The organism is Kitasatospora sp. NPDC002551 (genome assembly GCF_040296005.1).
Lineage (GTDB): Bacteria > Actinomycetota > Actinomycetes > Streptomycetales > Streptomycetaceae > Kitasatospora.
The window spans coordinates 43,932-70,771 of record NZ_JBEOWI010000027.1 but is presented as its reverse complement, the minus strand read 5'-3'; the positions used below and the strand labels follow the sequence as shown (position 1 = coordinate 70,771).

Annotated in this window: 29 protein-coding genes; 12 read left to right on the top strand and 17 right to left on the bottom strand. The window is 73.2% G+C overall.

All coding sequences use genetic code 11. The annotated features are described in order from the left end of the window. Positions 1–30: 30 nt before the first annotated feature. Entirely contained in the window at positions 31–1,020 is a 990-nt protein-coding gene (locus tag ABT093_RS22730) for a carboxymuconolactone decarboxylase family protein (RefSeq protein WP_350567080.1), read from the top strand. A 279-nt stretch (positions 1,021–1,299) separates the two neighbouring features. Then, positions 1,300–2,139 (top strand): helix-turn-helix domain-containing protein, encoded by an 840-nt coding sequence (locus ABT093_RS22725; RefSeq protein WP_350567077.1) that lies wholly within the window; start codon positions 1,300–1,302, stop codon positions 2,137–2,139. A 42-nt stretch (positions 2,140–2,181) separates the two neighbouring features. On the opposite strand, the gene ABT093_RS22720 is transcribed toward ABT093_RS22725, so the two are convergent. The 4 genes from ABT093_RS22720 to ABT093_RS22705 form a co-directional block, all read right to left on the bottom strand. Beyond that, positions 2,182–2,883, bottom strand: a complete 702-nt coding sequence (locus ABT093_RS22720; RefSeq protein WP_350567074.1) for a maleylpyruvate isomerase family mycothiol-dependent enzyme — start codon at positions 2,881–2,883, stop codon at positions 2,182–2,184. Between the two features lie 42 nt (positions 2,884–2,925). Further along, entirely contained in the window at positions 2,926–3,993 is a 1,068-nt protein-coding gene (locus ABT093_RS22715) for an SDR family NAD(P)-dependent oxidoreductase (RefSeq protein WP_350567072.1), read from the bottom strand. Positions 3,994–4,115: 122 nt separating this feature from the next. Next, a complete protein-coding gene (locus ABT093_RS22710; protein WP_350567069.1) occupies positions 4,116–5,426 on the bottom strand; it encodes an ABC1 kinase family protein in 1,311 nt (436 codons plus the stop codon). A gap of 77 nt (positions 5,427–5,503) precedes the next feature. Further along, a complete protein-coding gene (locus ABT093_RS22705) occupies positions 5,504–6,301 on the bottom strand; it encodes a TIGR03084 family metal-binding protein (RefSeq protein WP_350567066.1) in 798 nt (265 codons plus the stop codon). Between the two features lie 454 nt (positions 6,302–6,755). Here ABT093_RS22705 and ABT093_RS22700 point away from each other — a divergent pair, with 454 nt between their 5' ends. Next, positions 6,756–7,514 carry a helix-turn-helix domain-containing protein gene (locus ABT093_RS22700; protein WP_350567063.1) on the top strand — a complete coding sequence of 253 codons (759 nt, stop codon included), beginning with the start codon at positions 6,756–6,758 and terminating at the stop codon, positions 7,512–7,514. 252 nt (positions 7,515–7,766) lie between these two features. Here ABT093_RS22700 and ABT093_RS22695 read toward each other — a convergent pair whose 3' ends face one another. Next, positions 7,767–8,414 (bottom strand): peroxiredoxin-like family protein, encoded by a 648-nt coding sequence (locus tag ABT093_RS22695; RefSeq protein ID WP_350567060.1) that lies wholly within the window; start codon positions 8,412–8,414, stop codon positions 7,767–7,769. Between the two features lie 130 nt (positions 8,415–8,544). Here ABT093_RS22695 and ABT093_RS22690 point away from each other — a divergent pair, with 130 nt between their 5' ends. Further along, entirely contained in the window at positions 8,545–9,153 is a 609-nt protein-coding gene (locus ABT093_RS22690; RefSeq protein ID WP_350567058.1) for a TetR/AcrR family transcriptional regulator, read from the top strand. Positions 9,154–9,277: 124 nt separating this feature from the next. Here the strand turns inward: ABT093_RS22690 and ABT093_RS22685 are convergent, their stop codons facing one another. The 3 genes from ABT093_RS22685 to rpe all read right to left on the bottom strand — a co-directional run bounded on the left by ABT093_RS22685 (position 9,278) and on the right by rpe (position 12,186). Beyond that, positions 9,278–9,862 carry a TerD family protein gene (locus ABT093_RS22685; protein WP_350567055.1) on the bottom strand — a complete coding sequence of 195 codons (585 nt, stop codon included), beginning with the start codon at positions 9,860–9,862 and terminating at the stop codon, positions 9,278–9,280. Between the two features lie 516 nt (positions 9,863–10,378). Further along, entirely contained in the window at positions 10,379–11,338 is a 960-nt protein-coding gene (locus ABT093_RS22680) for a pirin family protein (protein WP_350567053.1), read from the bottom strand. Positions 11,339–11,502: 164 nt separating this feature from the next. Next, positions 11,503–12,186: a ribulose-phosphate 3-epimerase gene (rpe, locus tag ABT093_RS22675; RefSeq protein ID WP_350567050.1), complete on the bottom strand. Its 684-nt coding sequence runs from the start codon at positions 12,184–12,186 to the stop codon at positions 11,503–11,505. Between the two features lie 255 nt (positions 12,187–12,441). On the opposite strand from rpe, the gene ABT093_RS22670 reads away from it, so the two are divergent. Then, positions 12,442–13,302, top strand: coding sequence for an SCO6745 family protein (locus ABT093_RS22670; RefSeq protein ID WP_350567047.1), 861 nt, complete (start codon positions 12,442–12,444; stop codon positions 13,300–13,302). 101 nt (positions 13,303–13,403) lie between these two features. Then, positions 13,404–13,874, top strand: coding sequence for a DUF3307 domain-containing protein (locus ABT093_RS22665; RefSeq protein ID WP_350567045.1), 471 nt, complete (start codon positions 13,404–13,406; stop codon positions 13,872–13,874). A 16-nt stretch (positions 13,875–13,890) separates the two neighbouring features. Here the strand turns inward: ABT093_RS22665 and ABT093_RS22660 are convergent, their stop codons facing one another. Further along, positions 13,891–14,601, bottom strand: coding sequence for a Crp/Fnr family transcriptional regulator (locus ABT093_RS22660; protein WP_350567042.1), 711 nt, complete (start codon positions 14,599–14,601; stop codon positions 13,891–13,893). Between the two features lie 371 nt (positions 14,602–14,972). On the opposite strand from ABT093_RS22660, the gene ABT093_RS22655 reads away from it, so the two are divergent. Genes ABT093_RS22655 through ABT093_RS22635 form a run of 5 tightly spaced genes read left to right on the top strand, consistent with a single transcriptional unit; the run spans position 14,973 to position 18,334 of the window. Further along, positions 14,973–15,827 (top strand): hypothetical protein, encoded by an 855-nt coding sequence (locus ABT093_RS22655; RefSeq protein ID WP_350567040.1) that lies wholly within the window; start codon positions 14,973–14,975, stop codon positions 15,825–15,827. Then, positions 15,824–16,087, top strand: a complete 264-nt coding sequence (locus ABT093_RS22650) for a hypothetical protein (protein ID WP_350567037.1) — start codon at positions 15,824–15,826, stop codon at positions 16,085–16,087. The genes ABT093_RS22655 and ABT093_RS22650 overlap by 4 nt, the downstream gene beginning before the upstream one ends. After that, positions 16,078–16,836, top strand: coding sequence for a hypothetical protein (locus ABT093_RS22645; protein WP_350567034.1), 759 nt, complete (start codon positions 16,078–16,080; stop codon positions 16,834–16,836). The genes ABT093_RS22650 and ABT093_RS22645 overlap by 10 nt, the downstream gene beginning before the upstream one ends. Then, the gene (locus ABT093_RS22640; protein ID WP_350567032.1) at positions 16,833–17,153 is read left to right on the top strand and encodes a DNA-binding protein; all 321 of its coding nucleotides are present in this window, start codon (positions 16,833–16,835) and stop codon (positions 17,151–17,153) included. The genes ABT093_RS22645 and ABT093_RS22640 overlap by 4 nt, the downstream gene beginning before the upstream one ends. Next, positions 17,150–18,334 carry a hypothetical protein gene (locus ABT093_RS22635; protein ID WP_350567029.1) on the top strand — a complete coding sequence of 395 codons (1,185 nt, stop codon included), beginning with the start codon at positions 17,150–17,152 and terminating at the stop codon, positions 18,332–18,334. The genes ABT093_RS22640 and ABT093_RS22635 overlap by 4 nt, the downstream gene beginning before the upstream one ends. A 78-nt stretch (positions 18,335–18,412) precedes the next feature. Here ABT093_RS22635 and ABT093_RS22630 read toward each other — a convergent pair whose 3' ends face one another. From ABT093_RS22630 to ABT093_RS22605, 6 genes are all read right to left on the bottom strand, one after another. Next, positions 18,413–18,928: a DUF4188 domain-containing protein gene (locus ABT093_RS22630; protein WP_350567026.1), complete on the bottom strand. Its 516-nt coding sequence runs from the start codon at positions 18,926–18,928 to the stop codon at positions 18,413–18,415. 135 nt (positions 18,929–19,063) lie between these two features. Then, on the bottom strand, positions 19,064–19,696 hold the full coding sequence (locus ABT093_RS22625; protein WP_350567023.1) for a TetR/AcrR family transcriptional regulator: 633 nt from the start codon (positions 19,694–19,696) through the stop codon (positions 19,064–19,066). Between the two features lie 135 nt (positions 19,697–19,831). Further along, positions 19,832–21,307, bottom strand: coding sequence for an FAD-dependent monooxygenase (locus ABT093_RS22620; protein WP_350567021.1), 1,476 nt, complete (start codon positions 21,305–21,307; stop codon positions 19,832–19,834). 291 nt (positions 21,308–21,598) lie between these two features. After that, positions 21,599–22,585 carry an aldo/keto reductase gene (locus ABT093_RS22615; protein ID WP_350567019.1) on the bottom strand — a complete coding sequence of 329 codons (987 nt, stop codon included), beginning with the start codon at positions 22,583–22,585 and terminating at the stop codon, positions 21,599–21,601. 182 nt (positions 22,586–22,767) lie between these two features. Next, positions 22,768–23,607, bottom strand: a complete 840-nt coding sequence (locus tag ABT093_RS22610) for an ABC transporter permease (RefSeq protein ID WP_350567016.1) — start codon at positions 23,605–23,607, stop codon at positions 22,768–22,770. Then, complete coding sequence (locus ABT093_RS22605) at positions 23,607–24,593, bottom strand: ATP-binding cassette domain-containing protein (protein WP_350567014.1); 987 nt, start codon at positions 24,591–24,593, stop codon at positions 23,607–23,609. The genes ABT093_RS22610 and ABT093_RS22605 overlap by 1 nt, the downstream gene beginning before the upstream one ends. A gap of 109 nt (positions 24,594–24,702) precedes the next feature. Between ABT093_RS22605 and ABT093_RS22600 the strand changes: the two genes are divergently transcribed. Next, the gene (locus ABT093_RS22600; RefSeq protein ID WP_350567011.1) at positions 24,703–25,452 is read left to right on the top strand and encodes a TetR/AcrR family transcriptional regulator; all 750 of its coding nucleotides are present in this window, start codon (positions 24,703–24,705) and stop codon (positions 25,450–25,452) included. A 202-nt stretch (positions 25,453–25,654) separates the two neighbouring features. On the opposite strand, the gene ABT093_RS22595 is transcribed toward ABT093_RS22600, so the two are convergent. Then, positions 25,655–26,032, bottom strand: a complete 378-nt coding sequence (locus ABT093_RS22595; protein WP_350567009.1) for a hypothetical protein — start codon at positions 26,030–26,032, stop codon at positions 25,655–25,657. Between the two features lie 297 nt (positions 26,033–26,329). Further along, complete coding sequence (locus ABT093_RS22590) at positions 26,330–26,812, bottom strand: hypothetical protein (RefSeq protein ID WP_350567006.1); 483 nt, start codon at positions 26,810–26,812, stop codon at positions 26,330–26,332. Positions 26,813–26,840 lie beyond the last annotated feature (28 nt).

The following is a 26,840-nucleotide window of genomic DNA, read 5'->3' as shown; positions in this document are numbered from 1 at the left end:
CTCGTCCAGGCACCGCTCCGGGGACTGTCCTTGCTTCAGGTCCGGCACGTCTCGACCGTGTCGTTCGGCGAGGCCGCCGGCGACACGGCCCGGATCTACCGGGAGCTGGAACGGGACTTCGGGGTGCTCGCTCCGCCGGTGGCGCTGCACGCCCCGGTCCCGGAGCTGCTCGCCGCGTCCTGGGTGACCCTGCGCGAGACGATGCTGGCCGAGGGCCGCGCCCCCCGGACGGCCAAGGAGGCGGTGGCGGCGGCCGTCTCGGCGGGCAACCAGTGCCCGTTCTGCAGCACCATGCACAGCACCATCCTCGACTCGCTGTCCCTCCGGCCGGTCTCGCGCGGGCGGGCCGGCCGGCCCGGGCCGGCGGTCGGGGAACTGACGGAGTGGATCTCCACCGCGGGCAGGCCGCCGTTCCCGCCCGAGCTGCTCCCGGAACTGGCCGGAACGGCGCTGTGCCTGCAGTACCTCAACCGCATGGTCAACGTCTTCCTGGGTCCGCGGCCGCTGCCGCCGAACGCCCCTGACCAGGCGCTCGGACCGGTGCTCCGGGTGCTGACCGGCCTGATGCGCGCGTCCGTCCGCGCGAAGGCCGCACCGGGCACGTCGCTGTCGCTGCTGCCGTCCGCCGCACTGCCCCCGGACCTGGACTGGGCCGCGGGCGATCCGCGGATCGCGGACGCGCTGGCCCGCAGTGCGGCGGCCGTCGACCGGGTCGGCGCCGAACTCGTGTCCGACCCGGTCCGGAAGGTGGTGGCCGCCGAACTCGCCCGCTGGGACGGCACCGACCCCGGCCTCGGCCGGGCCTGGCTGGACGGCCCGCTGGGAGATCTGCCACCGGGCGAACGCCCGGTGGGCGAACTCGCCCTGCTCACCGCCATGGCCTCCTACCGGGTCGGCGAACGGGTCGTCGCCGCCGCCCGGCAGGCCGGCGCGGGCGACCGGGAGATCCTCGCGGCCACCTCCTGGGCGAGCCTGTGGGCGGCCCGCCGGCGGGTTCGGCACCTCCTGTCCGGCGACTGAACTCCCCGTCCGGCGACCGGATTCCGACCACCGGATTCCCGGCGCAACCGCTCCGCGGGAACCCGGTGGGAAGCCTCTCCACGGCGGCCCACCGGCGTTCCCGCACGTCTCCCGATTCGGCGATTTCTCCACGCGCCGGAACGCAGTTCCATCGATGTCCGCACACCCCCTGCTTCGCCTCCGGAAAACGGTGCGGTACCGGCCGGAGGAGCACCGCCGGAGCCACCGGTGGTTTCCGGAGGATTGCCCTCGATTCATCGACGAGCTTGGAGAGATGCCGTGCAGATCGCCGTTGAACGCGCGATAGAGACGATGTGGAACAGATACGAGGAACCACTCTCGCTGGACGAGATCGCGAACACGGCGATCCTCAGTAAATTCTATTTCTCCCGGGTTTTCCGGAATCTCACCGGCACCTCACCCGGGCGGTTCCTTTCGGCCGTCCGGCTGCACCAGGCGAAGACCATGCTGCTGGAGACCGATCTCAGCGTCACCGAAATCTCCTATCGCGTCGGGTACAACAGCCTCGGCACCTTCACCAGCCGCTTCACCCGCAGCGTCAGCCTCTCGCCCGCGCGCTACCGGGCGCTGGCGCGGGCCGGCCTGACCGAGCGCGCCGGCGCGGCGCTCTCCGGCGGCGACCGCCGCACCTGCGCGGTGCAGGGCAGCATCCACGCGCCGGAGACGGGCCGTCCCGTGCGGATCTACATCGGCGCGTTCCGCGAACCCATCGTGCAGGGACGCCCCGTCGCCTGCGAGATCCTGGACGGGCCCGGCCGGTTCACGCTGCGCGTTCCCGAGGGCGTCTGGTTCATCCGGGCCGCCGTGGTCGCCGCGAGCGACTTCCCGGCGCTGCCCTGGGAGCGGCGGCCGCTGCTGGTCGCCTCCGGCCCGGAGCTCTGCGTGCGCCACGGCCACGACAACGCACCCGTCCGGCTGGCCGCCCGCCCGCTCACCGCGCTGGACCTGCCGATCCTGCTGGCCCTGCCGGAGCTCGACTCCCCGCACCAGCCCGCCTGTTCCCTGCGCGACGCGAGCGCCCTCCTCGACCGGGAGGTGAGGAGCCTCCCCCACCGGGAGGTGGGGGCCCTGCGCACGGCGAACGGGCGGGACCGCTGAGCAGCAGCGGTCCCGCCCGTTCGCCGCGTCCCCACGACGCGCTCAGCGCCCGACGAGCGGTTCCACCTCGGCCGCGGGCGGCGCGAACGGGCCCCAGGCGAACGCCTCCGCCCACCTCCCGGGCGACTCGCCGGACCACTCCAGGCCCTCGATCTGCGGCCGGGTGCGGCGGCCGGTCAGCGATCGGAACAGGTCCACCGCCGCCCCGCTGACGGTCGCCGCGGGAGCGCCCTCACCCACCACCCAGGCCCTCCCGGGGGTCTCGATCCGCAGCGCCGGCAGCCCTCCGCCGTGCACCGCCAGACCGAAGCCCATGGTGGACAGGTCCAGCGCGCCGTCGAACGCGGGGTGGGCGGTCGGCTCGACGGGCGCGTCGAGCATCAGCCGCAGGTCGAGTTCGTGCGAGAACACGTCGAGCAGCAGGATCCGCCGGCGCAGCTCCGGGCTGTGGCCCAGGGCCTCCAGCAGCGCGCCGTCCAGCCCGTTCCAGCGCTCCAGCAGCTCGGCCGCCGGGACGCCGGTCAGCGGCTCCTTGTCGATCTGGCTGTCCTCCTGGGCGACGAACGACTCGCAGATGTGCACCAGGTGCCCGACCAGGTCCCGTACGCTCCAGTCCGGACACGCCGGCACGCCGACGGCCTCCGGGTCCGGCAGCGCCGCCACCAGGCCGGCTATCGCCTCCCTGCTGCGCCGGTAGACCGCGTGCTGCTCCGCCGGGTCGTGCTGGGTCTGTGACGCTGTCACGGTCGTCTCCTCCGGTTCCGGGGCGCCTCGTGGGTGCCGCCGTCATGATGCGGTCCGTACGCTCGCCGCACCTGCCTGACGTTTCGTCAGCAAGCCGGTACGGTACATCCAGTGGACGGCGTCGGCCATGGTCTCCTCGACCGGCCGGGACGCCGGGGCGCCGACCGTGGCGTCCGCCGCGACGGGCACGGCGTGGACGCAGGTGTAGGCCGCGCCGTACTCGGCCGGTATGTGCCAGGGCCACACGCGCTGCAGGGCGTCGGCGAGCCGGGCCGCCGGGAGCATGGCCCGGCCGGGCAGCCGGGCGGCGGGCAGGGCGCGGCCGGTGGCCGCTCGCAGGGCCGCCAGGTAGTCGGCGGTGCCGAGGTAGTGGTTCGGGGTGAAGATCCGGTCCGGGGAGTCCGGCGCCGGCCCGGTGGCGAGGCCCGCCAGGGCGGCCGCGGTGTCCCGCACGTCGCCGAGCGGGAAGCCGCCGGTGGGCCAGACCGGCATGAGACCGCGCAACACGTCGCGCAGGCGGCCGGTCTGGTCGCCGAGCCCGGGGTCGTGCGGACCGAGCAGGGCCGGCGGGTAGGCGATGCGGACCGGGGCGCCCTCGTCCTGGAGCAGCCGGGCGACCCGTTCGCAGGCCGCCTTGCTGGCCAGGTACGGCTCCGCCGGCCGCCCCACGGCGCTGCCGGCGTGCAGCTCCGGGTCGGCGCTGGGGATCAGCGCGCCGACGGTCGACACGTGCACCACCGTGCCGGCGCCGGAGCGCACCGCGGCCCGCAGGACGGTCTCGGTGCCCAGCACGTTGGTGCGGGCGATGTCGTCGCGGCGCCTGCGGTCGAAGGAGTAGACCGACCCGAGGTGGACCACCGCGTCGGCGCCCTCGCACACCCGGCCCACCGCGGCCGGGTCGGTGACGTCTCCGACGACGGTCCCGACGGCGCCCGCGTCGACCCCGAGCGGGCCGAGCGCGGGCGCCACCCGCGCCGGGGTGCGGACCAGCAGCCGCACCCGGGCGCCCGCGGACACCAGGGCGGCGACGGTGTGCGAGCCGAGAAAGCCGGTCCCGCCGGTCACGGCGACCAGCCCGGCGGATCGACCGTTCGTTGCGGCCACGGACACCTGTGACTCCTCTGCTGCCGGACTGGCGTGACGGGGCGGTTGGTTCGGGTGGTTCGGGTGGTTCGGGCGGTTCGGGCGGTTCGGGTGATTCGGGCGGTCCAGGTGATTCGGGCGGGCGCCGGTCAGCCGACGCGCTCGCCCGGGGCGGAGCCGGGGCGGCGCGCGGAGTCCACCTGGACGTCCTTGGCGAAGGAGGCCATGAGCACCGGAACGGCCTCGGCCTGGAAGTCGACCTCGGAGTCGAACTCCTTGATCATTCCCTCCAGCACCAGCAGCGACAGCAGCGGGAAGGCGAACTCCGCCGCGGCGAACACCCCGAAGTCCCGCTGGAGTTTGAACAGGCGCGGCGCGAAGGCGCCGAGCTCGAAGTCCTTGGAGAGTGCTCCGGCGACCTCGTCCACCAGGTCGGTCACGGCCGTCCGGAAGGCCTCGCGGTCGAGGTCCCCGGGCAGCCGCGCGGCGCTGTCCAGGACGATGTCGGCGCACTTCGGCCCGTTGCCCTGCGCCATGTTGAGGAAGAAGCCGGCGAAGGAGCGCCGGACGGCGTCGGGCAGGCGCACCACGAACCCGGCGTCGAGGACCACCACCCGGCCCTCGCCGTCCAGACAGAGGTTTCCGGGGTGCAGGTCGCAGTGGACCAGCCCGTCGACGAAGAGCATCAGGTAGACCGCGTGGAGCACGTCGCGGACCACCTCCTGGCGGCGCTCGACGGTCATGCCCAGCGGCCGGAAGCGGCCGATGTCGGGGACGAACTCCATGGTGAGCACCTTCGGCCCGCACAGACCCTCGATCGGTGCCGGGATCCGCAGGTCGGTGTGGCCGGCGAGGTTGGCGCGCAGCAGCTGCAGGGACTCGCGCTCGGCGGTGAAGTCCAGCTGGTGGAGGACGGCGGTGCCGAGCTGACCGATCATCTCCTCGGCGGGCAGGTCCCGCATGCTCGGCAGCAGCCGTCCGGCCCGGGCGCCGAGCAGGGCGAGCCGCAGGTCGGCCTCCAGCACCGGGCGGATGCCGTGCCGCTGCACCTTGACGGCCACCTCGGTGCCGTCGGCGAGCCGGGCGCGGTGGACACTGGCGATGCTGCCGCAGGCCACCGGCTCCCACTCGAACTCGGCGAAGGCGTCGGTGAGTCCGGCCTCGGCGAGGGTGCGGGCCACCGCGGCGCGACGCGGCGGGCGCACCTCGTCGGCCAGTTCGGCGAGCGCGTCGCACCAGTGTTCCGGGAGGAGGTCGCGGCGGGTGCTGACCAGCTGCCCGGCCTTGACGAAGAACGGGCCGAGCGCGGTCAGCAGCCGCGGCGCCCGCTCCGCGAGCCGGGCCCGGCCGCCGCGGGTCGCCAGCCGCGGCAGGGCGGCGATCAGGTGTCCGGCGACGATCGACGCGGTGGCGCCGGCTCGTCTGACCAGCAGCCACCAACGCGTCCGTTGTTCCGGCACGGCACCTCCAGGTCTCTCGCTGTCGGGCGGGCCGAACCGGCCCGACAGCGAGGAAACCAGCCCGCCGACCGGCCGATCTATACGCGATATTGCTCAATCCGGTCGCGGCCCCCGCCGGGCGGGCCGAGGTAGGTCTGGGCGATGCCCAGCCAGTGGTCGGCCGCCGCGCCGACGGCGGTCAGCGCGAGGTCGTCGCGGTGCCTGCGCCGGGTGACGAGCAGGCAGAAGTCGGCGGCCGGGCCACCGATCCGCTGCGTGGCCTCCTCGGGGCCGAAGGCCCAGGAGACGCCGGACGGGCCGGTCAGCTCGAACCGGAACGGCTCGGCGGGGGGCTCCAGGCCGCGGGCCCGGTAGGCGAGGTCCCGGGTCCTGGTGCCGAGGAAGGCGATGTGGCCGATCCGGTCGGTGAAGACGTACGGGACGCCCACGGCCTCGTGGACGTCCTGGCCGTGCGCGAACACCTCCATCAGCGCCACCGCGGCGAGCACACTCGCCGGCAGCGGGCCGTCCAGCCAGGGCACCGGCTCGCGCCGGGGTGTGGCGGCGAGCCCCTTCTCGGCGGCGGCGCGCCGCTCGGCCCAGCGGCGCAGCAGGTCGGGGACGGGCTCGGCGAGGCCTTCGGCGAGCCGGGCCGCCATGCCGCTCTCGAAGTCCCCCCGGACGGGCGCGGTCTCGGCCTCGAAGGCGGCCGGGTCGCGCACCCCGAGGTCGATCAGGTGGCTGACCAGCGCCAGGTGCGCGATCTGGTGCCGGACCGTCCAGCCCGCGGCCGGAGTCGGCGCGGACCACTGCTCCGGCGACAGGCCGGCCACCAGTCGGGCGAGTTCGGCCCCTTCCGTCGCCAGGTCGGCGCAGACGTCGTTCATTGCCGTCATGTCGGCATTCCCTTCCCTGTTGAAGCGTTTTCAACCCGATCGCTCACATTCATTTTCCGGACGCGTCCCAGGGGCGGGCTTCTCCGTGCGTGCCGGTCGCATCCGGCACTGGACATTCAGGGACGTATAGGTTTCCGCCGCCCGGGGCAGATTGTCGACAACCGGCCCACACCGCAATCCAGAAGGTGCGAGAGTCACGCGTTGGCAAAACGATGTGTCTGCGCCAAAACCCGGCCGAGTCACCGCCCGGCCGGTTCCGACGAGAATGGGAGAAGCGCGCCGGTTCCGGGAGCCGCGAGGACGTCGAGCCTTGCGGCGCTCACCCCGCGTGGACAGGGACACACCGCCTGCGCCGCGCCGGGGAGACCGGCCCGCGATCCCACGAGGATCCGAGCGTCACCGGTCCAAGATATGGCATGCGAGATACCGACGAGCCCAAGGTAGGGAGATCCGGATGGCCATTGCTGCGGCGATTGAGCGAAGTATAGACGCCATGTGGCAGAATCACGCGGATCCGATTTCCCTCGAGCAGCTTGCTGATATTGCTTCCTACAGCAAATTTCACTACTGCCGGATGTTCAATGAACTGACCGGGACGTCACCCGGCCGGTTCCTCACCGCGATCCGGATCTTCATGGCCAAGCGGCACTTACTGGAGACCCCGGACAGCGTCACCGACATCACCTACCGGGTGGGCTACAACAGCCTGGGCACCTTCACCAGCCGTTTCACCCGCAGCGTCGGCGTCGCGCCGACCCGCTACCGCGCGCTGGCCCAGGAGGACGACCTGCCGCCGCTCACCCCGCCGGGCGCCGGGACCGGCCACGGCCTGTCCTCCGTCACCGGACAGCTCTTCTTCCCGTCCGAGGTCGGCCCGGTCCGGGTCTACGTGGGCGCGTTCAACACCCCGATCGTGGAGGGCTACCCGCAGGCCTGCGACATCCTGGACGAGGACCGCCCGTTCCGCCTGCACGTCCCCGACGGCCTGTGGTTCATCCGGGCCGCCGCCGTGGCCATGGACGACGACTCCCCCCGGAACCAGATCCGCCTGCCCAGGCTCTTCGGCACGGGCTGGGCGGTCCGGGCCCGCGGCGGCCGCGCCTACGTCGCCGACGTCCAGCTCCGCGAGGTGACCCCGTTCGACATGCCGATCCTGCTGGCCGTGCCGGAACTCGACGGCTCCAGACGCCTGACGCACGCCGCGACCCGCTAGCCGTCCCCCGCAGCCGAATGGATCTCCCCCGTCCACCCCACGACAGCCGTCCCTTCGGCAGGGGGCCTCACCCACGCCGTCCCGTCCGGACCCGGCCGGGACCCTCGCCCTCCCCGCGGGCACTCGGCCGAGGACTTCCCGGCCGGGTGCCCGCCCGGCGCGAGTCCGCGACACGGCTCGCGCCCAGCGCCCGTCGGTCCGGCCCGCCAGCCGAGCGGCCCTCAGCCCAGCCCGGCCCGTCAGCCCAGCCCGTCAGCCCAGCCCGTCGAGCGCGGCCAGGATGTCGGCCGGCTCGGCGCGGGTGGTGTAGTCCGTGTCGACGAAGGCCCAGCGGATGGTGCCCGAGCGGTCGATGACGTAGGTCGCCGGGATGGGCAGCGTCCGCGGGTGGCCCGCGTTGAAGCGGTCCAGGTCGATGCCCGCGCGGGCGTAGACGGCGGCGAGGTCGTCCGGCAGGTCGAAGGCGAGGCCGTACTGCACGGCGGTGCCGCAGCCGAGGTCGCTCAGCACGTCGAAGGCCAGCTCGTTCTTCTCCGCGTACGACAGGGACTCGTCCGGGTTCTGGGGCGAGACGGCGACCAGGCGGGCGCCGCGGGCCGCGATGGCGTCGTGGTGCCGCTGCAGGGAGCGCAGGGCGATGTTGCAGTAGGGGCACCAGGCGCCGCGGTAGAAGGTCAGCACCACCGGGCCGTCCGCGAGCAGTTCGGCCAGCTCGACGCTCCGGCCGGTGGCCGAGGGCAGGGCGAAGGACGGCGCCTTCGCACCGACGGTCAGCGCCCGGTCCGCCTGGCCGGAGTCGGCCAGCTCCCGGGCCGCCCGCTGCATCACGGCGCCGACTTCGGCGGGGATCTGCTGCCGGCGGCTCTCGAAGAAGGCGCGCAGCTCGGTGTTGACGCTCATGGATCTCTCCCGCGGTAATCTCGGAATGCCATCTTGGAACGTTCGTTTCAAGATAATGGCAACCCGCGTCTCCCGGTCAAGGGTGCGGCCGGATATCTTGGAATCATCGGTCCAAGACAGGTGGTGAAGCATGGCGGACGTCAAGCACTTTGATCCGGACGCGACGCTGGACACCGTGATGCGGCTGTTCTGGCGGCAGGGCGTGGCCACCACCGGCGTCCAGGACGTCGTCGACGCCACCGGGCTCAGCCGCTCCAGTCTGTACGCGACCTTCGGCGGCAAGCAGGAGCTCTACCGCGCGGCGCTCGAACGCTACGTCCGGGAGCGGTCGCGGCCCCTTCTCGGCCGCCTGGAGGAGGACGACCGCGGCCTGCCGGCCGTCGGCGAGTTCTTCGCCGTGCTGATCGAGAGGCGCTGCACCGGCGAGTTCGCCCAGTGGGGCTGCATGGTCTCCAACGCCCACGCCGGCACCGAGAACGGCAACCCCGCGGTGCGCGCCGTCCTCGACCGGCAGCACCGGTACCTGCGCGCCGCCCTGCACACCGCCCTCGTGTCGGCGCAGCGGCAGGGCCAGCTCGCCGAGGGCGCCGATCCGGACTCCGCGGCCGACGTCCTGGCCCTCCTGGCGCACGGGGTGAACCTGCGCTCCCGCGCCGGAGCGGACGCCCGGGAGCTGCGGGCCACCGTCACGGCGGCGATCGCCGCGTTCCGGGCCCCGGAGCGTTGCAGCGACGGCTGAGCTCCGGCGGACGACCGCAGGGGCAGTCGTCCGCCGGAGGCCCGCCGGCGCAGGGGCGGCGACACCACCGGCGACACCGCGACACTCATCGCGGATCCCCGCCGCCGGCGCGCCCCGGCCCGCGCTACTTGCTCACGGCGAAGCGCATCAGGTCCTTCTCGTCCCCCTGCTTGATCTTCCCCGTCTCGTTGATCACCTGGAGCTTCCAGCCCGCGCCCGCCCGTATCGCCTTGGCCACGGCGCAGCCGTTGTCGTTGGTGAGCATGCTGGGCCAGATGTCCGCGACCTGCTGGCTGCTGCCGCCCGTCGCGTCGTAGACCTTGAAGCTGATGTTGCGGGCGTTCTGGAAGGCGCTGCGCTTCTTGTACGCGGCGGCGACGAACACGATCGCGGTGATGTTGGCGGGCACCCGGGCGAACTCGACGGTGACCGTCTCGTCGTCACCGTCGCCGTGCCCCGTCTGGTTGTCACCGCTGTGGACCAGTGAGCCGTTCCCCAGAGGATCCAGCGAATCCAGGCCGGCGAGGCGCACGGGCTCGGCCCCCTGCATGGCGATGGCGATCAGGTCGAGGTCGGTGCCCTGCTTCTGCCGGATCTTGCCCAGCAACCCGCCGCTGCTCCCTGCGGTCGGATCCCAGGAAACCCCGATGGACAGGTGGGTCACCCCGTCCAGATCCGCCGGGCCGTCTTCCTTCGTCAGCGTGATCATGCGCGGTCCTCTCGGTGGGGGAACTGTTGCGGATTCGAGTCTGCCTGGTGCGACGCCCATCGGCTCACCTGGGGCACGAGCGGCAGCCGGCGGTTCCGGCCCGCTCACCGGGTGACCCCGGGCGACGGACTTCGCGTACGACGTTGTGCGGTGCCGACCTGACATCCTCTGCGCTGTTGGACTCGGACATCGTTCGCCGGTACGACCGGCTCGCGGCACTCCACCACCGCCGGGGCGAAACCCGCCGAGTGGGCGGCACATCGTCCGACCAGGGCAGACACCGTTTCCTCAGCACAATACCCGCCGCCGTCCCGTCCGCCCGAGCCCCCGTCTCCACCGGGGACGAACTCCCCCGTGGCGGTCACCCACTCCCCGGCGCCGACCTGCCGAGCCGTCACGGCGCCGGCCCGCTGCCCGACCCGCCGGACCGCGGGGACGCCTCTCCGGCCTCCCCCGGTCACGGCAGCACGGGAGCGGCCGAGGAGGCAGCAGCCGTCCTCGCAGCGTCCTCCCGCGTCAGCGCACCCGTCCTCGGGCCTTCAGGGGGATGTCGGGAAGCTCCGGAGCCCGCAGCCGGGCCCCGTCGTAGCCGTGGACCTCGCCGAAGCGGGTGCCGGTTTCCCAGTCGGTGCGGGCCTGGAGGATTTCGTCGTAGGTGCGGCCGATGAAGTTCCACCACATGACGAGCTTCTCGGCGAAGGGTTCGCCGCCGAGGAGGAGGAAGGCGGCGTCGGTGGGGGCGTGGAGGGGGAGTTCGCGGCGGCCGGTGCCGAGGTAGAGCATGGAGCCGGGGCCGAGGCGGACGCCGTCGACGTCGGTGGTGCCGGACATGGCGAGGACGGCGTACTCGAAGTCGGGGTCGAGGGGCAGGCGCAGGCCGGTGCCGGCGGTGAGGGTGAGGTCGGCGCCGACGAGGGGGGTGTGGGTGGTGCCCGGGGAGGTGGCGCCGTCGAGGGTGCCGAGGATGACGGTGGCGTGCAGGCCCGGGGCGGTGACGGTGGGCAGCTCGGCGTGGTGCTCGAAGGCGGGCTCGCGGTGGCGGTGGGCGTCCGGGAGGGCGACCCAGAGCTGGGCGCCGTGCAGGAAGCGGGCGTGCGGGCGGGGGGACTCCTCGCTGTGGGAGATCGCCCGGCCGGAGGTCATCAGGCCCAGCTCGCGCGGGCGCACCGTCCGCAGGCTGCCCAGGCTGTCACGGTGCAGCACCTCGCCGGCGTGCAGCCAGCTGACCGTCTGCAGACCCATGTGCGGGTGCGGGGGCACCTGCATGCCCGGCTCGTCCGCGATGTCGTCCGGACCGTAATGGTCCACGAAGCACCACGCGCCCACCATCCGCCGGCCGAGGCTGGGCAGCAGGCGGCGCACCACCGTGCTCTCCCCCAGCCGCACCTGACGGGCCGGCAGCAGGTCCCGGACCGGGCCGGTGCCGGGCTCGCCGCCGCAGGTGGTCGGGGCGGGCTTGACGTCGAGGTTGCTCATGGGGCGGTCACCGCCGTGCGCGTCGGGCCGGGGAAGGTCGCGGGACCCGGATCCCGCGGCCGGAGGGGGTCGTCGCAACGATCCTCCTCCGGGGCGCGGCGATCCTCCACCCGGAACCGCCCGGCCGGGTCCCGCCCTGGTCCCCGGCCGCGTCCCGCGCGGGCTCAGTGCCCGCAGGCCCACCAGGCGTCGGCGGTCGCGCCCTCGGCGAGCGCGCGCAGCCCGGCGACCGCCCGGGCCGGGTCCTCGGCGCCGTACACGGCCGAACCGGCGACGAAGACGTCCGCGCCCGCCTCGGCGCAGCGCTCGATGGTGCTCGCCGAGACGCCGCCGTCGACCTGCAGCCACAGCTCCAGCCCGTGCTTGGCGATCAGCTGCCTGGTCCGGCGGATCTTCGGCAGCATGATGTCCAGGAACGCCTGGCCGCCGAAGCCCGGCTCGACGGTCATGATCAGCAGCATGTCCAGCTCGGGCAGCAGGTCCTCGTAGGGCTCGATCGGCGTGGCCGGCTTGAGCGCCATCGAGGCGCGGGCGCCCTTGGCCCGGATCTCGCGGGCGAGCCGGACGGGCGCGGCGGCGGCCTCCACGTGGAAGGTCACCGAGCCGGCGCCCGCCTCGACGTACTGGGGGGCCCAGCGGTCCGGGTCCTCGATCATCAGGTGGCAGTCGAGCGGGATGTCGGTGGCCCGGGCCAGCGACTCGACGACCGGCACGCCGAGGGTCAGGTTCGGCACGAAGTGGTTGTCCATCACGTCGACGTGCAGCCAGTCCGAGCCCCGCACGGCCTCGGCCTCCTGGGCGAGCCGGGCGAAGTCCGCGGACAGGATGCTGGGGTTGATCTGCGCCATGGGGCCTGTTACCTCTTCTGCCTTCGTGCTTCGTGCTTCTTGCTTCTTGCTTCGCGCCATCGTGCCGAGGGAGCGGACGCGCGGGGCGCGCACCCCGGCCATCATCTCGTGCGCCGTCGGCCGCGCGTCACCACCGAGACCTCCCCGTGACCGTCATCACACCCCGGGCAGGGTTATCGTGACCGCCGCCGTGGTCATCAGCCTGTACGGAACACCCGTACGGCGCGCCCGCCCCTCACCGAGGAAGGTCCTCCCTTGGCCGATCTCGTCCATCCCGCCCGCGCTCTGTGGTGGCTCTTCGAACCCGTGCACGCCGTCACCTACTTCACCCCGGAGGGTCTCGGGGCGTTCGAGGAGGTGGGCCTGCGCGGCGTCGCGCGCAGCTACTTCGCCGGACGCGCCGCCCCGCTCGGCGCGGTGGACGCGCCGCCGGTGATCGCCGCCTTCTTCAACTTCGCACCCGCCCCGATCGAGCGCGCCCTGCCGGCGATCTGGAAGCTGGCCGACCCGGAGACGGCGCTCGCCGCCCGGGCCGCCGGCGCCTCGGCGGCGCTGGAGCGGCTGCTGGAGCACGTCGACCGGGCACAGGTCGAACTGGCGGCCGACCTCCTGGAGGACGCCGTCACCCGGCTGGACTGCGCGGGCCGGGTCCTGGCCGCCGCCAACGCGGCCCTCCCCCGCCCGTCCGGCCCGTACGGCCGCCTCTGGCAGGCCGCCACCGTGATGCGCGAGCACCGCGGCGACGGCCACATCGCCGCCCTGGTCTCGGCGGGCCTGGACGGCTGCGAGGCTCTGGTGGTCCGCTGCGCCCTGGACGTGCGGCGCGAGGCCCTGCAGCCGATGCGCGGCTGGACGGACGAGGAGTGGGACGCGGCCGCCGCCCGGCTGGCCGAGCGCGGCTGGCTCACCGAGCGCGGGACCATCACCGAGTGCGGGCGGATCCGCCACCAGTCCCTGGAGGCGGCCACCGACCTCGCCGCCGCCCGCGTCTGGGAGCGCCACCCGCGCGCCGACCTCGACCGCCTCGCCGCCGCCCTCAAGCCGATCTCGGCCCTCTGTCGTACCGCCCTGCCCCCGATCAACCCGATCGGCCTGCCCGCGACCACCACCGCCTGATCCCCTCCCGACGGCACGCCGCCCCCGCAGAACTCCTGCCGGGGGCGGCGTGCCGTTGTCGTTCTCCGCCGCCCAGCGCACCGACCCCCTCCGGAGGTTTCGTGATCATCACCAGCGCCGACGCCGGCCCCGTCCCTCCCGCCGCGGTCTTCGCCGCCACCTTCGCCGTCCTGTTCGTGTCCCACGTCTGGGCGGACCACTGCTGGCAGACCGACAAGTGGGCGGCCGCGAAGGGGCGGCCGGACCCCGCCGCCGACGGTCCCTCCACGGCCGAGTCCTGGCGTGCCCTGCTGGCCCATCTCGCCGTCTACCACCTGGTCATGGGCGGGATGCTGGTCCTGACGGCCGCGTTACTCGACCTTCCGGTGGGCTGGCCGGGAGTCGCGGCCGGTCTCGTGTTCTCGGCCGTCAGCCACGGCTTCTGGGACCGGCGCTGGCCCGTGCGGGCCTGGATGGTCCGCACGGGCAGCGCCGAGTTCGCGAAGAACCCGCAGGGCCGCTACGCCGTCGACCAGGCCCACCACGTCTTCTGTTTGTGGATATCGGCCCTGCTCATCACACTGGTGAGATAGTCGAACCGCGAGGTCCTCAGATGCCGAGCCGGCCGGCGAACCGCAGCATCTCGGCGGGCCTGACCCTGATCCGCCCGTTGCGGTGCCGGAGGACCTCACCGTAGGGGAAGTGCGCGAGCAGGCGTTCGGTCTCCGTGCGGCCCAGCCGCAGACCCTCCGCGATCCGTTGCCGGGTCACCGGGATGTCGAGCACTGATGCCGCCGCGCCGATCGAGGACCGGTACTGCGCGCGGACGAACGGGACCAGCAGCGCCGCCAGCCGGACGACGGGGTCGCCGAACCCCTGGACCAGCTCCGTCCCGCGATCGCGCTCCAACGCGTACTGCAGCACGGTCCACTCCCGCCGGTGCGCCCGGAAGAACTCCCGGAACAGCTCGGGGCCCGCCACGGCGACGCGGCAGTCGGTGTGGGCCCAGGCACTCGCCGACCGCGGGGCTCCGCTGAGGACCCCGGTCTCCCCGAACAGGTCCCCGAGACTGCGGAAGGCAAACGTGACGGCGCTCCCGCCTTCCTCGGCACCGCCCCGCCACCGTTCGAGCCTGACCACTCCGTCGACGCAGACCATCACGCCGTCCGAGGGCCCACCCTGGTGAAACAGCGCTTCGCCCTTGAGTTTCCTCCTCACCGTCCACCGCCGGATGAGTTCCCTCCAGAATCCGGCACCGGAAAGTTCGAGCAAGCTGCGGCCGGGCCCGAAGGGCGCGCCGGCCAGTCCTTCTGTCCTCATGGGCACAGGCTAGGAATCACGCGAGCGCCGCTGTCGAATTCCGCCGAGTCGCGGCGCGATCCCCTTCCGTCTGCTAGCCTCCCGCGCCCTCCACCTGGCCTTCCACCAGCCGTGACGGAACATCACCCGTGTTGCCGGTGGTGCGGGAAGCCGCTCCCCGAGGGCGCCCCGGAAACGGACCCGGGGAATTCTCTTCCACTTCTCGCGCGCACCTAGCACGCATTCCCCGAAGGGTTTTGCCGATCCGACAAAACCCTCCTCCGCCGGATCCGCAGACTTCCTGGTGCGGGTCGGCCCGCAGGCCACCGCCCGGCCCGCCGAACGGCCCGAACCCGCCCGTTCCCCCGTCCCCGGAAATCCCAGGAGGCTCAATGCCCATGTCCCCCGACCCCGGCTCCCTCCCGAGCCGGCTCCTGCCCGAGTACATCGCCGTGGTGGCCGTCGACCAGGAGGGCTTCACCCGGCTGCCGGGCGCGCGGCTGGCCGACGCCAGTGCAGCGATCGGCCCGGCGGTCGACCGGGCGCTCACCGCGGCCGGGCTCGACGCCGTGCGCGACGCCAAGCTGTTCCCGCGCGACACCGGCGACGGTCTCGTGTTCGGGTGCGCGACGGGCTACGTCCCACAGCTGGTGGACTCCTTCCTCGACGCACTGGAGCGGGACCTCGCCCGGCACAACGCCACCCCGGACGGGCCGGCGCTGCGACTGCGGGTCGCCCTCGCTCTCGGGCCGCTGCTGCTGGGCACCGGGCCCGGCGCGGGCAACGGGCCCGCCCGGAACGAGGCGCACCGGCTGCTCGACGCGGCCGAGCTCAAGCGGCTGCTGGCCCGGGCCAGTAGGCGGACCACCAACGTGGTGGCCATCGTCTCCGACACCGTCTACCGGGACTTCGTCCTCGCCGAGCACACCGAGCTGTCCCCCGAGCGCTTCCGGTCGGTGGTCGCCACGGTGGACTCCAAAGGGTTCGCCCAGCGTGCCTGGATCTACGTCCCCTCGCCGCCGGGCGACCTGCTCGACGACCCGGCGGCGGACGTCCCCGACGGCGGTGTCCCCGACCGTGCCGCGCCCCTCGCGCTCCCCGCGGTCGACGGCGCGCGGTCCGGGCCGGGCCTCCACCAGTACGCCGGCCAGGGCGTCGTGGTGGCCGGCGGGTTCAGCGGCGACCTCAGCCTGTCGTTCACGACGCCCTCCGGGGCCCCCGACGGCAGGGGGCCGGGCCGCCGGTGAACCCTCCCCCCGGCCGGGACGGCTTCTCCCAGTACGTCCAGCAGGGCGCGGCCGTCCAGATCAACAACGGCGTCATCCACCTCCACTTCCACGCCTCGGCCGGCGCCGCCCCGGCGCCGGCCACCGGCTGGCACGCGCTCAACCGGGCGCTGAACGACCTCACCACCACCCTGCGCGGCAGCTGGCGCGCGCTGATCGGCCCACCGCCGGACCAACCCGGCTCCCACCACGTCACCGGAGGTACCGAACCATGGAACTGAGCACGTGCCGACCCGCCGGCGCGTTCGCGCTCGTGCACCAGCGGATGACGGGGCCGTCCGCGCCCCACCCCGGCGGCGTGGTCCTCGGCGACGGCGCCGCGTACCCGCTCGGGGCCGCACGCGACCTCCTCTACGTCCCCGGGCTCGGCCAGGCCGTCCGCCGGGAGGTCTGGCAGCACGCCGTCGGACTCGCGCAGCGGGAATCCGACTGGCGGCTCGTCCCGGTCTGGTTCGCCCTGCCTCGGCTGCGGTCGACGGTGTGGCGCACGTCCCTGGCGTTCCGCCTCGACCGTGCGGACGCCGAGTCGGAGGCGGTGCTCGCCCTGTTGGAACAGCTGGGGTCGGTGGAGCCCGACCAGCCGGACGTCGACGACCTCCTGGTGCGGGCGGCCGTCCGGAGGGTCTGGGCGCTCGCCCGCCGCGGCGCCGCCGAGCGCAGCGTGGCCGACGTCGCCCTCATCGCGGCGCTCCGGCACAGGAACGGCGCGGCCGTGGCGGACGGGCCCGACGCGGCCGCCCCCGATGTCGACGAGCGGGACTGGGAGCTCTCCATCGATCCACCGGCCCACCCGGACGGCCTCGCCGCGCAGCTCCGGTTCACGGTGTCGCGCGAAAGCGTCGAGGGTGTGCGGCTGGGCGCCCTCGCCGGGCGGCTCGGGCTCCAGGACGTCCTGTACCGGGCGCGCCGCCCGCTGCGCGGACGCCGGATCGGCACGCTCTCCCTGCGCCCCGCCGGAGCTGCCAGGTGAGCCGGGGGACGGACCGCGGACTGAGCTTCGCCGAGGCCTTCGACCTGCCGCTCTCGGTCGACCTCCGCACCGCCGCCCGTGCGTTCGGCATCTGCCCCGGCACCGCCTACCGGCTGATCGCCGGCGATGCCTTTCCCTGCCCGGTGCTGCGGGTCGGCCGGCAGTTCCGAGTGCCGACCGCCGCCATGCTCCGCGCCCTCGGCATCGAGGAGCGGCCCGTCTACGCCGTCGACCTGACCACGGGCACGGAGTACGCCGCCCGCGCCGAGCACGAACCGCTCACCCTCGACCTCTACGCCCCGGAGGACCTCGCATGACCACGCGCACGCCGGCCGCCGCGCACGTTCCGGCCTTCGCCCACCTGCCCACCCCGGCCGGGGTGACCGGCCCGGGCGGCGGCGGCCCGTCGCAGCCGCGGACGTGTTTCGTGATCGGCCCGATCGGAGACGGCCTGGCCGACCACGACACCCCCGCGCGGCAGTCCTACGACCAGGCGATGGAGACCTTCGAGGAGATCATCCAGCCCGCCTGCGAGTCCCTGGGGATCGAACCCGTCCGGGCCGACCAGATCACCCAGTCCGGCGAGATCAGCGAACAGATCTTCCGGCACCTGCTCGAGGCCGAGGTCGTGATCGCCGACCTCACCGGGGCCAACCCCAACGTCACCTACGAGTTGGCGCTGCGCCACCTCACCGGCCGCGCCGTCATCCACATCTCCGAGCACGGCCAGCTCCCGTTCGACATCGCCGCGGTGCGGACGATCCTGTTCAAGCGCACGCCCAACGGCCTGGCCGGCGCCCGCAGGCAGCTGGCGGAGGTGCTCACCCGCACCCTGGACAACGGATTCACGCCGCTGGCGCCGGCGCGGATCCTGTTCGGCCTCGGCTCGGCCGACGACGGGACGGACGGAGACGGGGAGCCGACGCCCCGCGCCGGGGGCGGCGACCCCGTGGGGCTCATGGAACGGTTCGCCGACGTCGAGGAGGGGATGGCCGCGATGTCCGAGGACATCACCGCGATGACCGTGCACATCAGCGCCGTCGCCGCGCTCTTCCAGGAGTTCTTCCCCGAACTCCAGCGCGGCGGCGCCGCGCGCGTCCAGCTCGCGGTCACCCTCCGGCTCTCGCGGGAGCTCACCCGGCCGGCCGCCGAACTCAAGGTTCACGCCGGCCGGTTCGCCGGCCGGATGAACGACATCGACGCGGCCGTCCACGCCGCGCTCGACCTCTTCGAGACGGCGCCCCCCACCCTCTGGCAGGGCCAGGACCGTGCGTTTCTGACCCAGATCATCGACATGGCGGTGGAGACCCGCGGCGGCGCCGAGACCCTCCAGCTCTTCCGCACCCTCCTCCAGATGATGATCGCCATGTCCCGGCAGCTGAAGGAGCCGTGCGGTGACATCATCGCGGCCGTCGAGCTGCTGACCGGGACGGCGCGGCAGTTCGAGGCCTGGGAGCAGCGCGCGCGGGCCCTCGTCGCCCGCGTGCCCGTCGGCTGAGGCATCCGGCCGCCCCAAGGCCCCCGTGGTCCGGCCGCCGTCCTCGCCCCTCTCGGGGGGAGGACGGCGGCCGGACGTCTACTCGCCCGCCCCTTCCGGGTCCGAGCGGTAGGCGAAGCGCTGCCTGGCGGTCCGTCCGCGGCCCTCCACCGGGAGCACGCCGGTCGCGCCCGCGAGGCCGAACGGCGGCATGTCGAAGTAGATGCACTCGTAGGAGCCCTCCGGCACGACGTAGGCCTCGTGCCAGAGGCCCACCCGCCCACGCAGGCGGCCGTCCTTGATCTTCTTGTTGACGAGCTTCCACACCTGGTGGTGGAAGGCGTCCGGCGCGGCCGCGTACCGGTACAGCTTCTCCTTGGACTCCCAGTACTGGACGACGTAGTAGGTGCGCGGCGAGGCGGTCAGCATGAGCTTCCCGCGCAGGCCGCGCTCGGGCTCCCGGCCCAGTTCGTGGAGCATCCGGAACATCGCCAGCATCACCGGCGCCCACTGGTGGACGGCCCAGAACCGGTTGACCCGCATGCCGATGAGCAGCACGACGGTATCCCCGGTGGCGGCCGCGGTGGTGAGGCCCGGTATCGGTTTCGCGAACACGTCTACCCCCAGCCTGTCGGCTCTTCCGGCCATTCCGCCACTTTCGCTACTCGCGGGTAGAGGCCGATGTAATCGGCGATTACATCAGCGCGGACCGACCCGGTCAACCCTCCGCGCACGCGAAGTGCCGTTCTTTCAACGGGTGTTGGCGATTCCCCGGCCGAAGGTGTCGAGCACCTGCCCGACCACCTGCTCCGCCTTCTCGACCGGCAGGTACCCGTCCACGATCATCTGCGCGAGCCCGTACACCAGCGCCTGCCCGGCGAGCCCCACCACCGCCGGGTCGCCCGGCCGCAGCAGCCCGGCCGCCTGGTCCGCGACGATCACCTCGGTGTAGGCGCGGTCGATCCCCGACAGCCGCTCCAGCAGCTCCGGCTGCGGGGCCGGCGCGAACACCCGGGACCGCACCAGCTCGAAGCGGTGCGGGTGGCGGATCGCGTACCGGACGAACCCGAGCCCGAGCGCGCGCAGCACCGCCCGCTGGTCGCCCTCGCCCGTGGCGCCCTCCCCCGTGGCGGCCGCCGTCTGCGCGCGCTGCCACTGCTCGTAGTCCGCCAGCACCCGGTCCGCCACCGCCGTCAGCAGCGCCCGCCGGTCCGCGAAGTGCCGGAAGGGCGCCCCCGGCGACACGCCCGCCCGCCGGGCCACCTCCCGCATGGTGACCTTCTCCTGCCCCCGCTCGTCCAGCAGCTCGAACGCCGCGGCGACCAGCGCCTCGGGCAGCGCGCCGTGGTGGTAGCTCCCGCGCTCCGCGGGCCTCTCCGTCATGCGGGCAGTGCTATCACACCGCCGGGAGGTCCAGCAGGTGCCGCGGCACGGCGGAGGGTGGTGCGCTGCCCCGCTCCGCCCCGGCGCCCGCCGGTTCCAGGAGCGGCGTCCACTCTTCGGCCGCCACCGGCTCGGTCAGCGCCCTTCTCCCGAACCCCGCACCGGAGTTCCCCACCACCTGGTCAACGCGGCCTCCAGCTCGCGCTGCCCGTCCCCGGCCCAGACCACATGCCCGTCCGGGCGCAGCAGCACCGCGGGCGCGTCCACCTCGGCGCCCTCGCCGTCGACGTGGTCGACGCGGTCCGCCCAGCCGTCCACCGTGAGCCGGCCGCCGGTGCGGTCGAGCAGCAGCCCGCGGCCGCCGTGCATCAGCGCGTAGAGCCGGCGGCCCCGCGACAGCGGCACGTCGCGCAGCCGCCGGCCGAGCAACTCATGGCCACCGTCCTGGAGTTCGCCACCGACGTCGTAACGGACGTCGACCGCGGTGATCATGCCGGTGACGTAGCGGTTGACCTCCTCGACCTCCATCAGCCGGGTGAACAGCTCCCGCAGCGCGGTCGGCCCCGGCTCGGCGCCGAGCAGCGTCATCTGCGCGCGGGTGTTCGTCAGCACGCGGGCGCCGACCGGGTGGCGCTCGGTGTGGTAGCTGTCCAGCAGGCCCTCGGGCGCCCAGCCCGCGACCTCGGCGGCGAGCTTCCAGCCGAGGTTGAACGCGTCCTGCACACCGAGGTTGAGGCCCTGCCCGCCGGTCGGCGGGTGGATGTGCGCGGCGTCCCCGGCCAGCAGCACCCGGCCGACCCGGTAGCGCTCGGCCTGCCGGGTGGCGTCGCCGAACCGGGAGAGCCAGTGCGGGGTGTGGGCGCCGAAGTCGGTGCCCGCGACGGCCCGCAGCCGCTCCTTGAACTCCTCCAGCGTCGGCGGCGTCGCCCGGTCCTCGGCGACGCCCGCCGCCGGCACGATCATCCGGGCGACCCCCGGCCGGCCGTCCACGTCGGGGGCCACGCCGAACCGCGGCTCGGTCCGGCGCACCCGCGCCACCACGGCGGCCACCTCCGCCGGGTCCCCGGTCAGCTCCAGGTCGCCGATCAGCGTCTCGACCGTGGAGGGCTCACCGGGGAAGCCCACGCCGAGCGCCTTGCGGACCGTGCTGCGCCCGCCGTCGCAGCCGACCAGGTAGCGCGAGCGCAGCCGGGCGCCGTCCGCCAGTTCGACGCCCACGCCGTCCGCGTCCTGGTCCAGGCCGGTGACCTCGCACCCGCGCCTGATCACCGCCCCGAGTTCGAGGGCGCGCTCCTCCAGCAGCCGCTCGGTGACCTCCTGCGGGGTGGCCAGGCCGTAGGGGTGGGCGGTGTCCAGGCTGTCCGGCCAGGGCGCCATGACGCCGCCGAACAGCCCGCCCACCCGGAACTTCTCGCTCACCGCGAGGAACCGCTCCAGCAGCCCCCGCTGGTCCATGACCTCCACGCTGCGGGCGTGCAACCCCCGCCCGCGCGACTCCTTCGACCGCTCCGCCCGGCGTTCCAGCACGGCCACGCCGACCCCGTGCAGGCGCAGCTCGCACGCCAGCATCAGCCCGGTCGGCCCGCCGCCGACCACGATCACATCCATCACCGAACGCCCCGTCCCGCTGTTCCCCGACACTCACCGGCAGGGGAGAAGACCGGCGAACCAGCACTGATCCGTGGTTTTCGCCCACTCCCGTTCCAGGCCGGTCATTCTGCGCCACCCCCACCCCCTTGCGGCAAGGCCCCCCGTCCGCTATACGTTGAGAGTGGCAACGAGTGGGAACTCCTCGTTGCCGTTGTCGTTTCCGGGCCCCGACGGGGCACGTCCGGCCCCGCGCCCGCCGGGGAACAGGCGAGGGCGCGGGGCTCGGCCGGAGCGGTCCACCACCGGAGCGGTCTACCAGGCGTAGTCCTCCGGGGCCGGGCGGCGGCCCGGGAAGAGGGTGTCGAGGCGGGCGAGGACCTCGTCGTCAAGCTTGATGTCGAGCGTGCGGACGGCGGCGTCCAGGTGGGCGGGGGTACGCGGGCCGACGATCGGGGCGGTCACGGCGGGGCGGGAGAGCAGCCAGGCGAGCGCGAGGTCCGCGGGGTCCACGCCGATCTCGGCGGCGAGGTCCTCGTAGGCCTGGATGCGCGGCCGGTTGGCCTCCAGGATCTCGCCGGCGTGCGGGAGCGCGCCACGGACGCGGGCGCCTTCGCGCTCCTTGCGCAGGGCACCGCCGAGGACGCCGCTGCGCAGCGGGGACCACGGCAGCAGGCCGAGCCCGTAGTGCTCGACGGCGGGGATCACCTCCAGCTCGATGGTGCGGTCGAGCAGGTTGTAGAGGGACTGCTCGCTGACCAGGCCGAGGAAGTTCCGGCTGCGGGCCGCCTCCTGGGCCTGGGCGAGGTGCCAGCCGGCGAAGTTGCTGGAGCCGACGTAGATGATCTTGCCCTGGGCGACCAGGACCTCCATCGCCTGCCAGATCTCCTCCCAGGGCGTGTCCCGGTCGATGTGGTGCATCTGGTAGAGGTCGATGTGGTCGGTGCCGAGGCGGCGCAGGCTGGCCTCGACGGCGCGCCGGATGGCGAGGGCGGAGAGCCGGCCCTCGTTCGGCCAGTCCCCCATCGGGGCGTAGGCCTTGGTGGCGAGCACGGTGCGCTCGCGGCGGCCGTCGCCCTTGGCGAACCAGCGGCCGATGATCTCCTCGGTGCGTCCCTTGTGGTTGCCTTCGAGGTCACGGCCGTAACTGTTCGAGGTGTCGAAGAAGTTGATGCCCTGTTCGTGGGCTCGGTCCATGATCAGGTGGGCGTCGGACTCCTCGGTGTGCGGGCCGAAGTTCATGGTGCCCAGGCAGAGTCGGGAGACGGTGAGGCCGGTGCGGCCGAGGTGGGTGAACTCCATGCCGCCCACCCTGAGCCGCACCGGCCGTGCTGTCCAGCACATTCCGCCCCGTGGGACGCGGGTCGTCCAGGTCCGCAGGGTCGGTGCCCGCGGGTGCCGTCCAGGTCCGGGGCGTCAGCGCCCGCGGGTGCCGTCCAGCTGCGCAGGGTCAGCGCCCGCGGGTGCCGTCCAGCTGCGCAGGGTCAGCGCCCGCGGGTGCCGTGCGTGGCGAACTTCCGTACCGCGAGCGGCCCGCAGAGCAGCAGCAGAAGCGCGCACCAGGCCAGGGAGACCGGGCCGGCGTGCTGCGTCGGCCAGGCGGTGGCCGGGGCGGACGGGTTGCCGAACAGCTCGCGTCCGGCCTGGACGACGGCGCTCATCGGGTTCCAGTCGGCCACCGCGGCGAGCCAGCCGGGCATGCCGCCGGTGGGCACGTACGCGTTGGTGACCATCGCCAACGGGAAGACGGCGACCGCCAGTTGTCCGGCCGCGTCCTCCTTGCCGACGGCCAGGCCGAGCAGCAGGCCGACCCAGGTCATGGCGAACCGGAAGAGCAGCAGCAGGCCGAACGCCGCCGCCGCGTCGGCCGCTCCGCCGCGGATCCGCCAGCCGACGGCGAGCCCGACCCCCGCCAGCAGCGCCAGCACCACCACGCTGACCAGCAGGTCGGCGAGGGTCTGGCCGAGCAGCAGGCCGGTGCGGGAGACCGGCATCGCGCGGAGCCGGTCGGTGACGCCGCGCCCGACGTCGCGGGCGGCGCCGACCATGGTGGGCATGATGCCGTTGACCGCGACCATGGCGAACAGGCCGGGCATCAGGAACTCCCGGTAGCCGCCGGACGCGCCGGATCCGCCGGAGGCGCCGGGCCCACCGGACGCGCCGGGGACGGTGATGGCGCTGCCGAACACGTAGCCGAACACCACCACCATCACCACGGGCACGCCCAGCGAGACGGCCAGCAGCCCGGGCGAGCGGCGGTAGGCGAGCAGGACGCGGAGCATCGAGGACCAGCTGTCGGCGACCAGGCGCGCGGGTACGGACATCAGGCGGCCCTCCCCCGGGCGTCGGCGTCGCTCCCGCGCCCGGTGAGCGCGAGGAAGACGTCGTCCAGCGACGGCGGCCGCAGCGCGGCGTCCCGGGCGACCACCCCCACCGCGTCCAGCTCCCGGACCAGCCTGGGCAGCAGCACCTCCACCCCGGGCCGGGAGACCACCTCGACGGTCCGCTCGTCCTGGTCCACCACCACGTCGCCCGTCCCGGCGAGCGCGGCCAGCACCACGGCGGCCTGGCCGAGTTGGGCGGCGTCGGCGAGGGTGACCGAGACCCGGGTGCCGATCGACGCCTTGAGCCGCTGTGGCGGGCCGGTGGCGATGGCGGCGCCGTGGTCGACGACCACGACGGTGTCGGCCAGCCGGTCGGCCTCCTCCAGGTACTGGGTGGTGAGCAGCACGGTGGTGCCGTCGGCCGCCAGCTCCCGCACCGCGTCCCAGATCTGCTGACGGCTGCGCGGGTCCAGGCCGGTGGTGGGCTCGTCGAGGAAGAGCACCGGCGGGGCGGTGACCAGGCTGGCGACCAGGTCGAGGCGCCGGCGCGTGCCGCCGGAGTAGGTGCGGACCAGGCGGTCCGCGGCCTCGGCGAGCCCGAAGCGGTCGAGGAGGTCCCCGGCGCGGGCCCGGGCGCCGCGGGCGCCGAGGTGGTGCAGCCGGCCGAAGAGGTGCAGGTTGTCGCGGCCGGTGAGGCCCTCGTCGACGGCGGCGTGCTGGCCGGCCAGGCCGATGCTGCGGCGCACGGCGTCCGGCTCGCGGACCACGTCGTGGCCGGCCACCCGGGCGGTGCCGCGGTCGGGGGCGACGAGGGTCGAGAGGACGCGGACGGCGGTGGTCTTGCCGGCGCCGTTGGGGCCGAGCAGGCCGCAGACGGCGCCGGCCGGGACGGTCAGGTCGAGCCCGCGCAGCGCGCGGGTGGCGCCGAAGTGTTTCTCCACCCCGGCCATCTCGACGGCGGCGTGGTTCCAGACGGTGTCGGACATGGCTCTGCCCACTCCCCTCACTAGGTACAGCGTACGTAGAAGAACCTGCACGCGCATCGTACTACGTACGCCGTACGTATCTAAGATGGGGAACCGAGGTGATCAACCAGTGCCGTCCAGCAATCCCCCGAACAGCAGCTCCGCCGCCCCCGCCCCGCAGCCCGGCGAGGTGCCCGAGCTGATCTGGCTGCGCCCGGAGCGCACCGGCCGCGGCCCCCGGCCGGCCCACAGCCGGACGTCGATCGCTGCCGCCGCCATCGCCGTCGCCGACGCGGAGGGGCTGGACGCGGTCTCCATGCGCCGGGTCGCCGCGGCGCTCGGCGCGGGCACCATGTCGCTCTACAACTACGTGCCGAAGAAGGAGCACCTGCTCGACCTCATGCTCGACGCCGTCGCGGGCGAGTACGACTACACCGCCCTCGCCCCGACCGGCGACTGCCGCACCGACCTGCGCCGGCTCGCGCACGAGCAGCTCGCCGCGCTGCGCCGCCACCCCTGGGTCGCGGGCCTGGTGATCGCGCGCCCGGGCCTCGGCCCCAACGCCCTGCGCTACACCGACCACTTCCTCGCCGTCACCGAACCCAGCGGCCTGGACGGCGCCACCCGGCTGGAGGCGCTCGCCCTGCTCAACGGCTTCGTCTGCCAGTACGCCCAGTACGAGCGCACGGCGGCGGCCGGCGCCAAGTGGCAGGCGGAACTGGCCGGTTACCTCGGCCGCGCCGCGATGAGCGGCCAGTACCCGCACCTGGCCGCCGCATTCGCCACCACCGGGGGCCCACCCGCCGACCCCGACGCGGTCTTCGACCGCTCACTCAACCGCGTGATCACCGCCGCCCTGGCCCCCGTCGACCAGCCCTGACCCCCCTCCCGCCACGTCGTCGAAACAGATTGACGCTCCTATTCCACCCCTTGACACCAGCTTGTCCGGAATCGGCCCGGCACAAGCGAGAATACCTTCCCATCATATTCCGCCCCCAGAACATGAGCGCCCCGCCCGATTTCCCGGACGGGGCGCTCCTCACATCGGATCCAATCCGCCGGCCGCCAGTGCCGGGCCCGACCTACTGTCGCACGAAAGGATCGCTACCCGCTTCAGTGGCTGTCAACTGCAGAACTTCCCGACCATTCTCTTTGTAGTGGACGAAGAACCGCTTGCACGTCAGGGCGCCATCAGAGGATGAAAGCGTGATGTAGGCTCCGGGCCCGGCATCGGAGAGCGTTTCATGACGCCAGGTACCGGTGAATGAAACTGCGGTGGGCGATGCCTTTCCGTTGCACGCGGCTGGAATCAGGCTCACCTCCCCGAGCGTGCCGCCCTCCAGGAGTTGGATCGTACCGATACTCGACTTCCAGGTTCCGGTGACGGGCGCCTTCCGCTCCTCCTTGGCCGCCGTACACGACAGCACGATCGGCAGAACGGCCACCGACGAGACGGCCACCGCACGGAGCCCTCCCCGAACGCGAACCCGACACAGCCCCGGGAACGCCAACATCCAGCACCTCTGCTTCGATTCGCCCTACTCGAAGTCCTTGGGGCGGGCATAGACATCCGAGCCAAGTACTTCCTGCCCTCGTCCGGGACCGCATCCCTGAACTGCGATTCCGAGGCCCCGATACCGGCCGCGGCAATCTTCTCGCCCGTCTGGTCGCGCCCCGTCCGTTGATCACAACGCGCGGGGCCCGAGGCCGCCCGCCCCCCTAGGAGGCGGGCGGCCGAAAATCCTAATATCTCCGGGCTACGGCTTCATTGCCAGTATGTACACCGTGACCGTGTTGCTGTCGGAGTAGTCAATGGTGATCTTCTGGCTCGGACTCTTCATGCCGCCATCTTTTGTCGGGACCAGTACACCTTTCACTGAATGCGCAGGATCTAGGGACCATCCCGTGAGCTCAAGGTCGGTACTGGTGAACGCGATCAGGCCAGAATGCAGCTTCTCCTCATCGGTGCCCATGCTTGCAAGAAGACCATTGAGATCGCCCTTCCCGATCCCAAACTTCACCCAAAGTTCTCCGCCGCCACCTTCCTTGCGACGCCCATAGGAAGGGTCGATCGCATCAACAGGGACAGTCACGCCATATTGTTCTCGCAGCTCACGACTAGGGATTCCCATGATTGAATCGACGCTTGCAGGTGATGCCGATGGCACATCGCGGGCAGTACTGCCAGAACTATCGACTCCATTCTCACATGACGCCAAAGTCAGCACAGTCGCACCCATGACGCATGCGATAAGAGCCTTCACACCA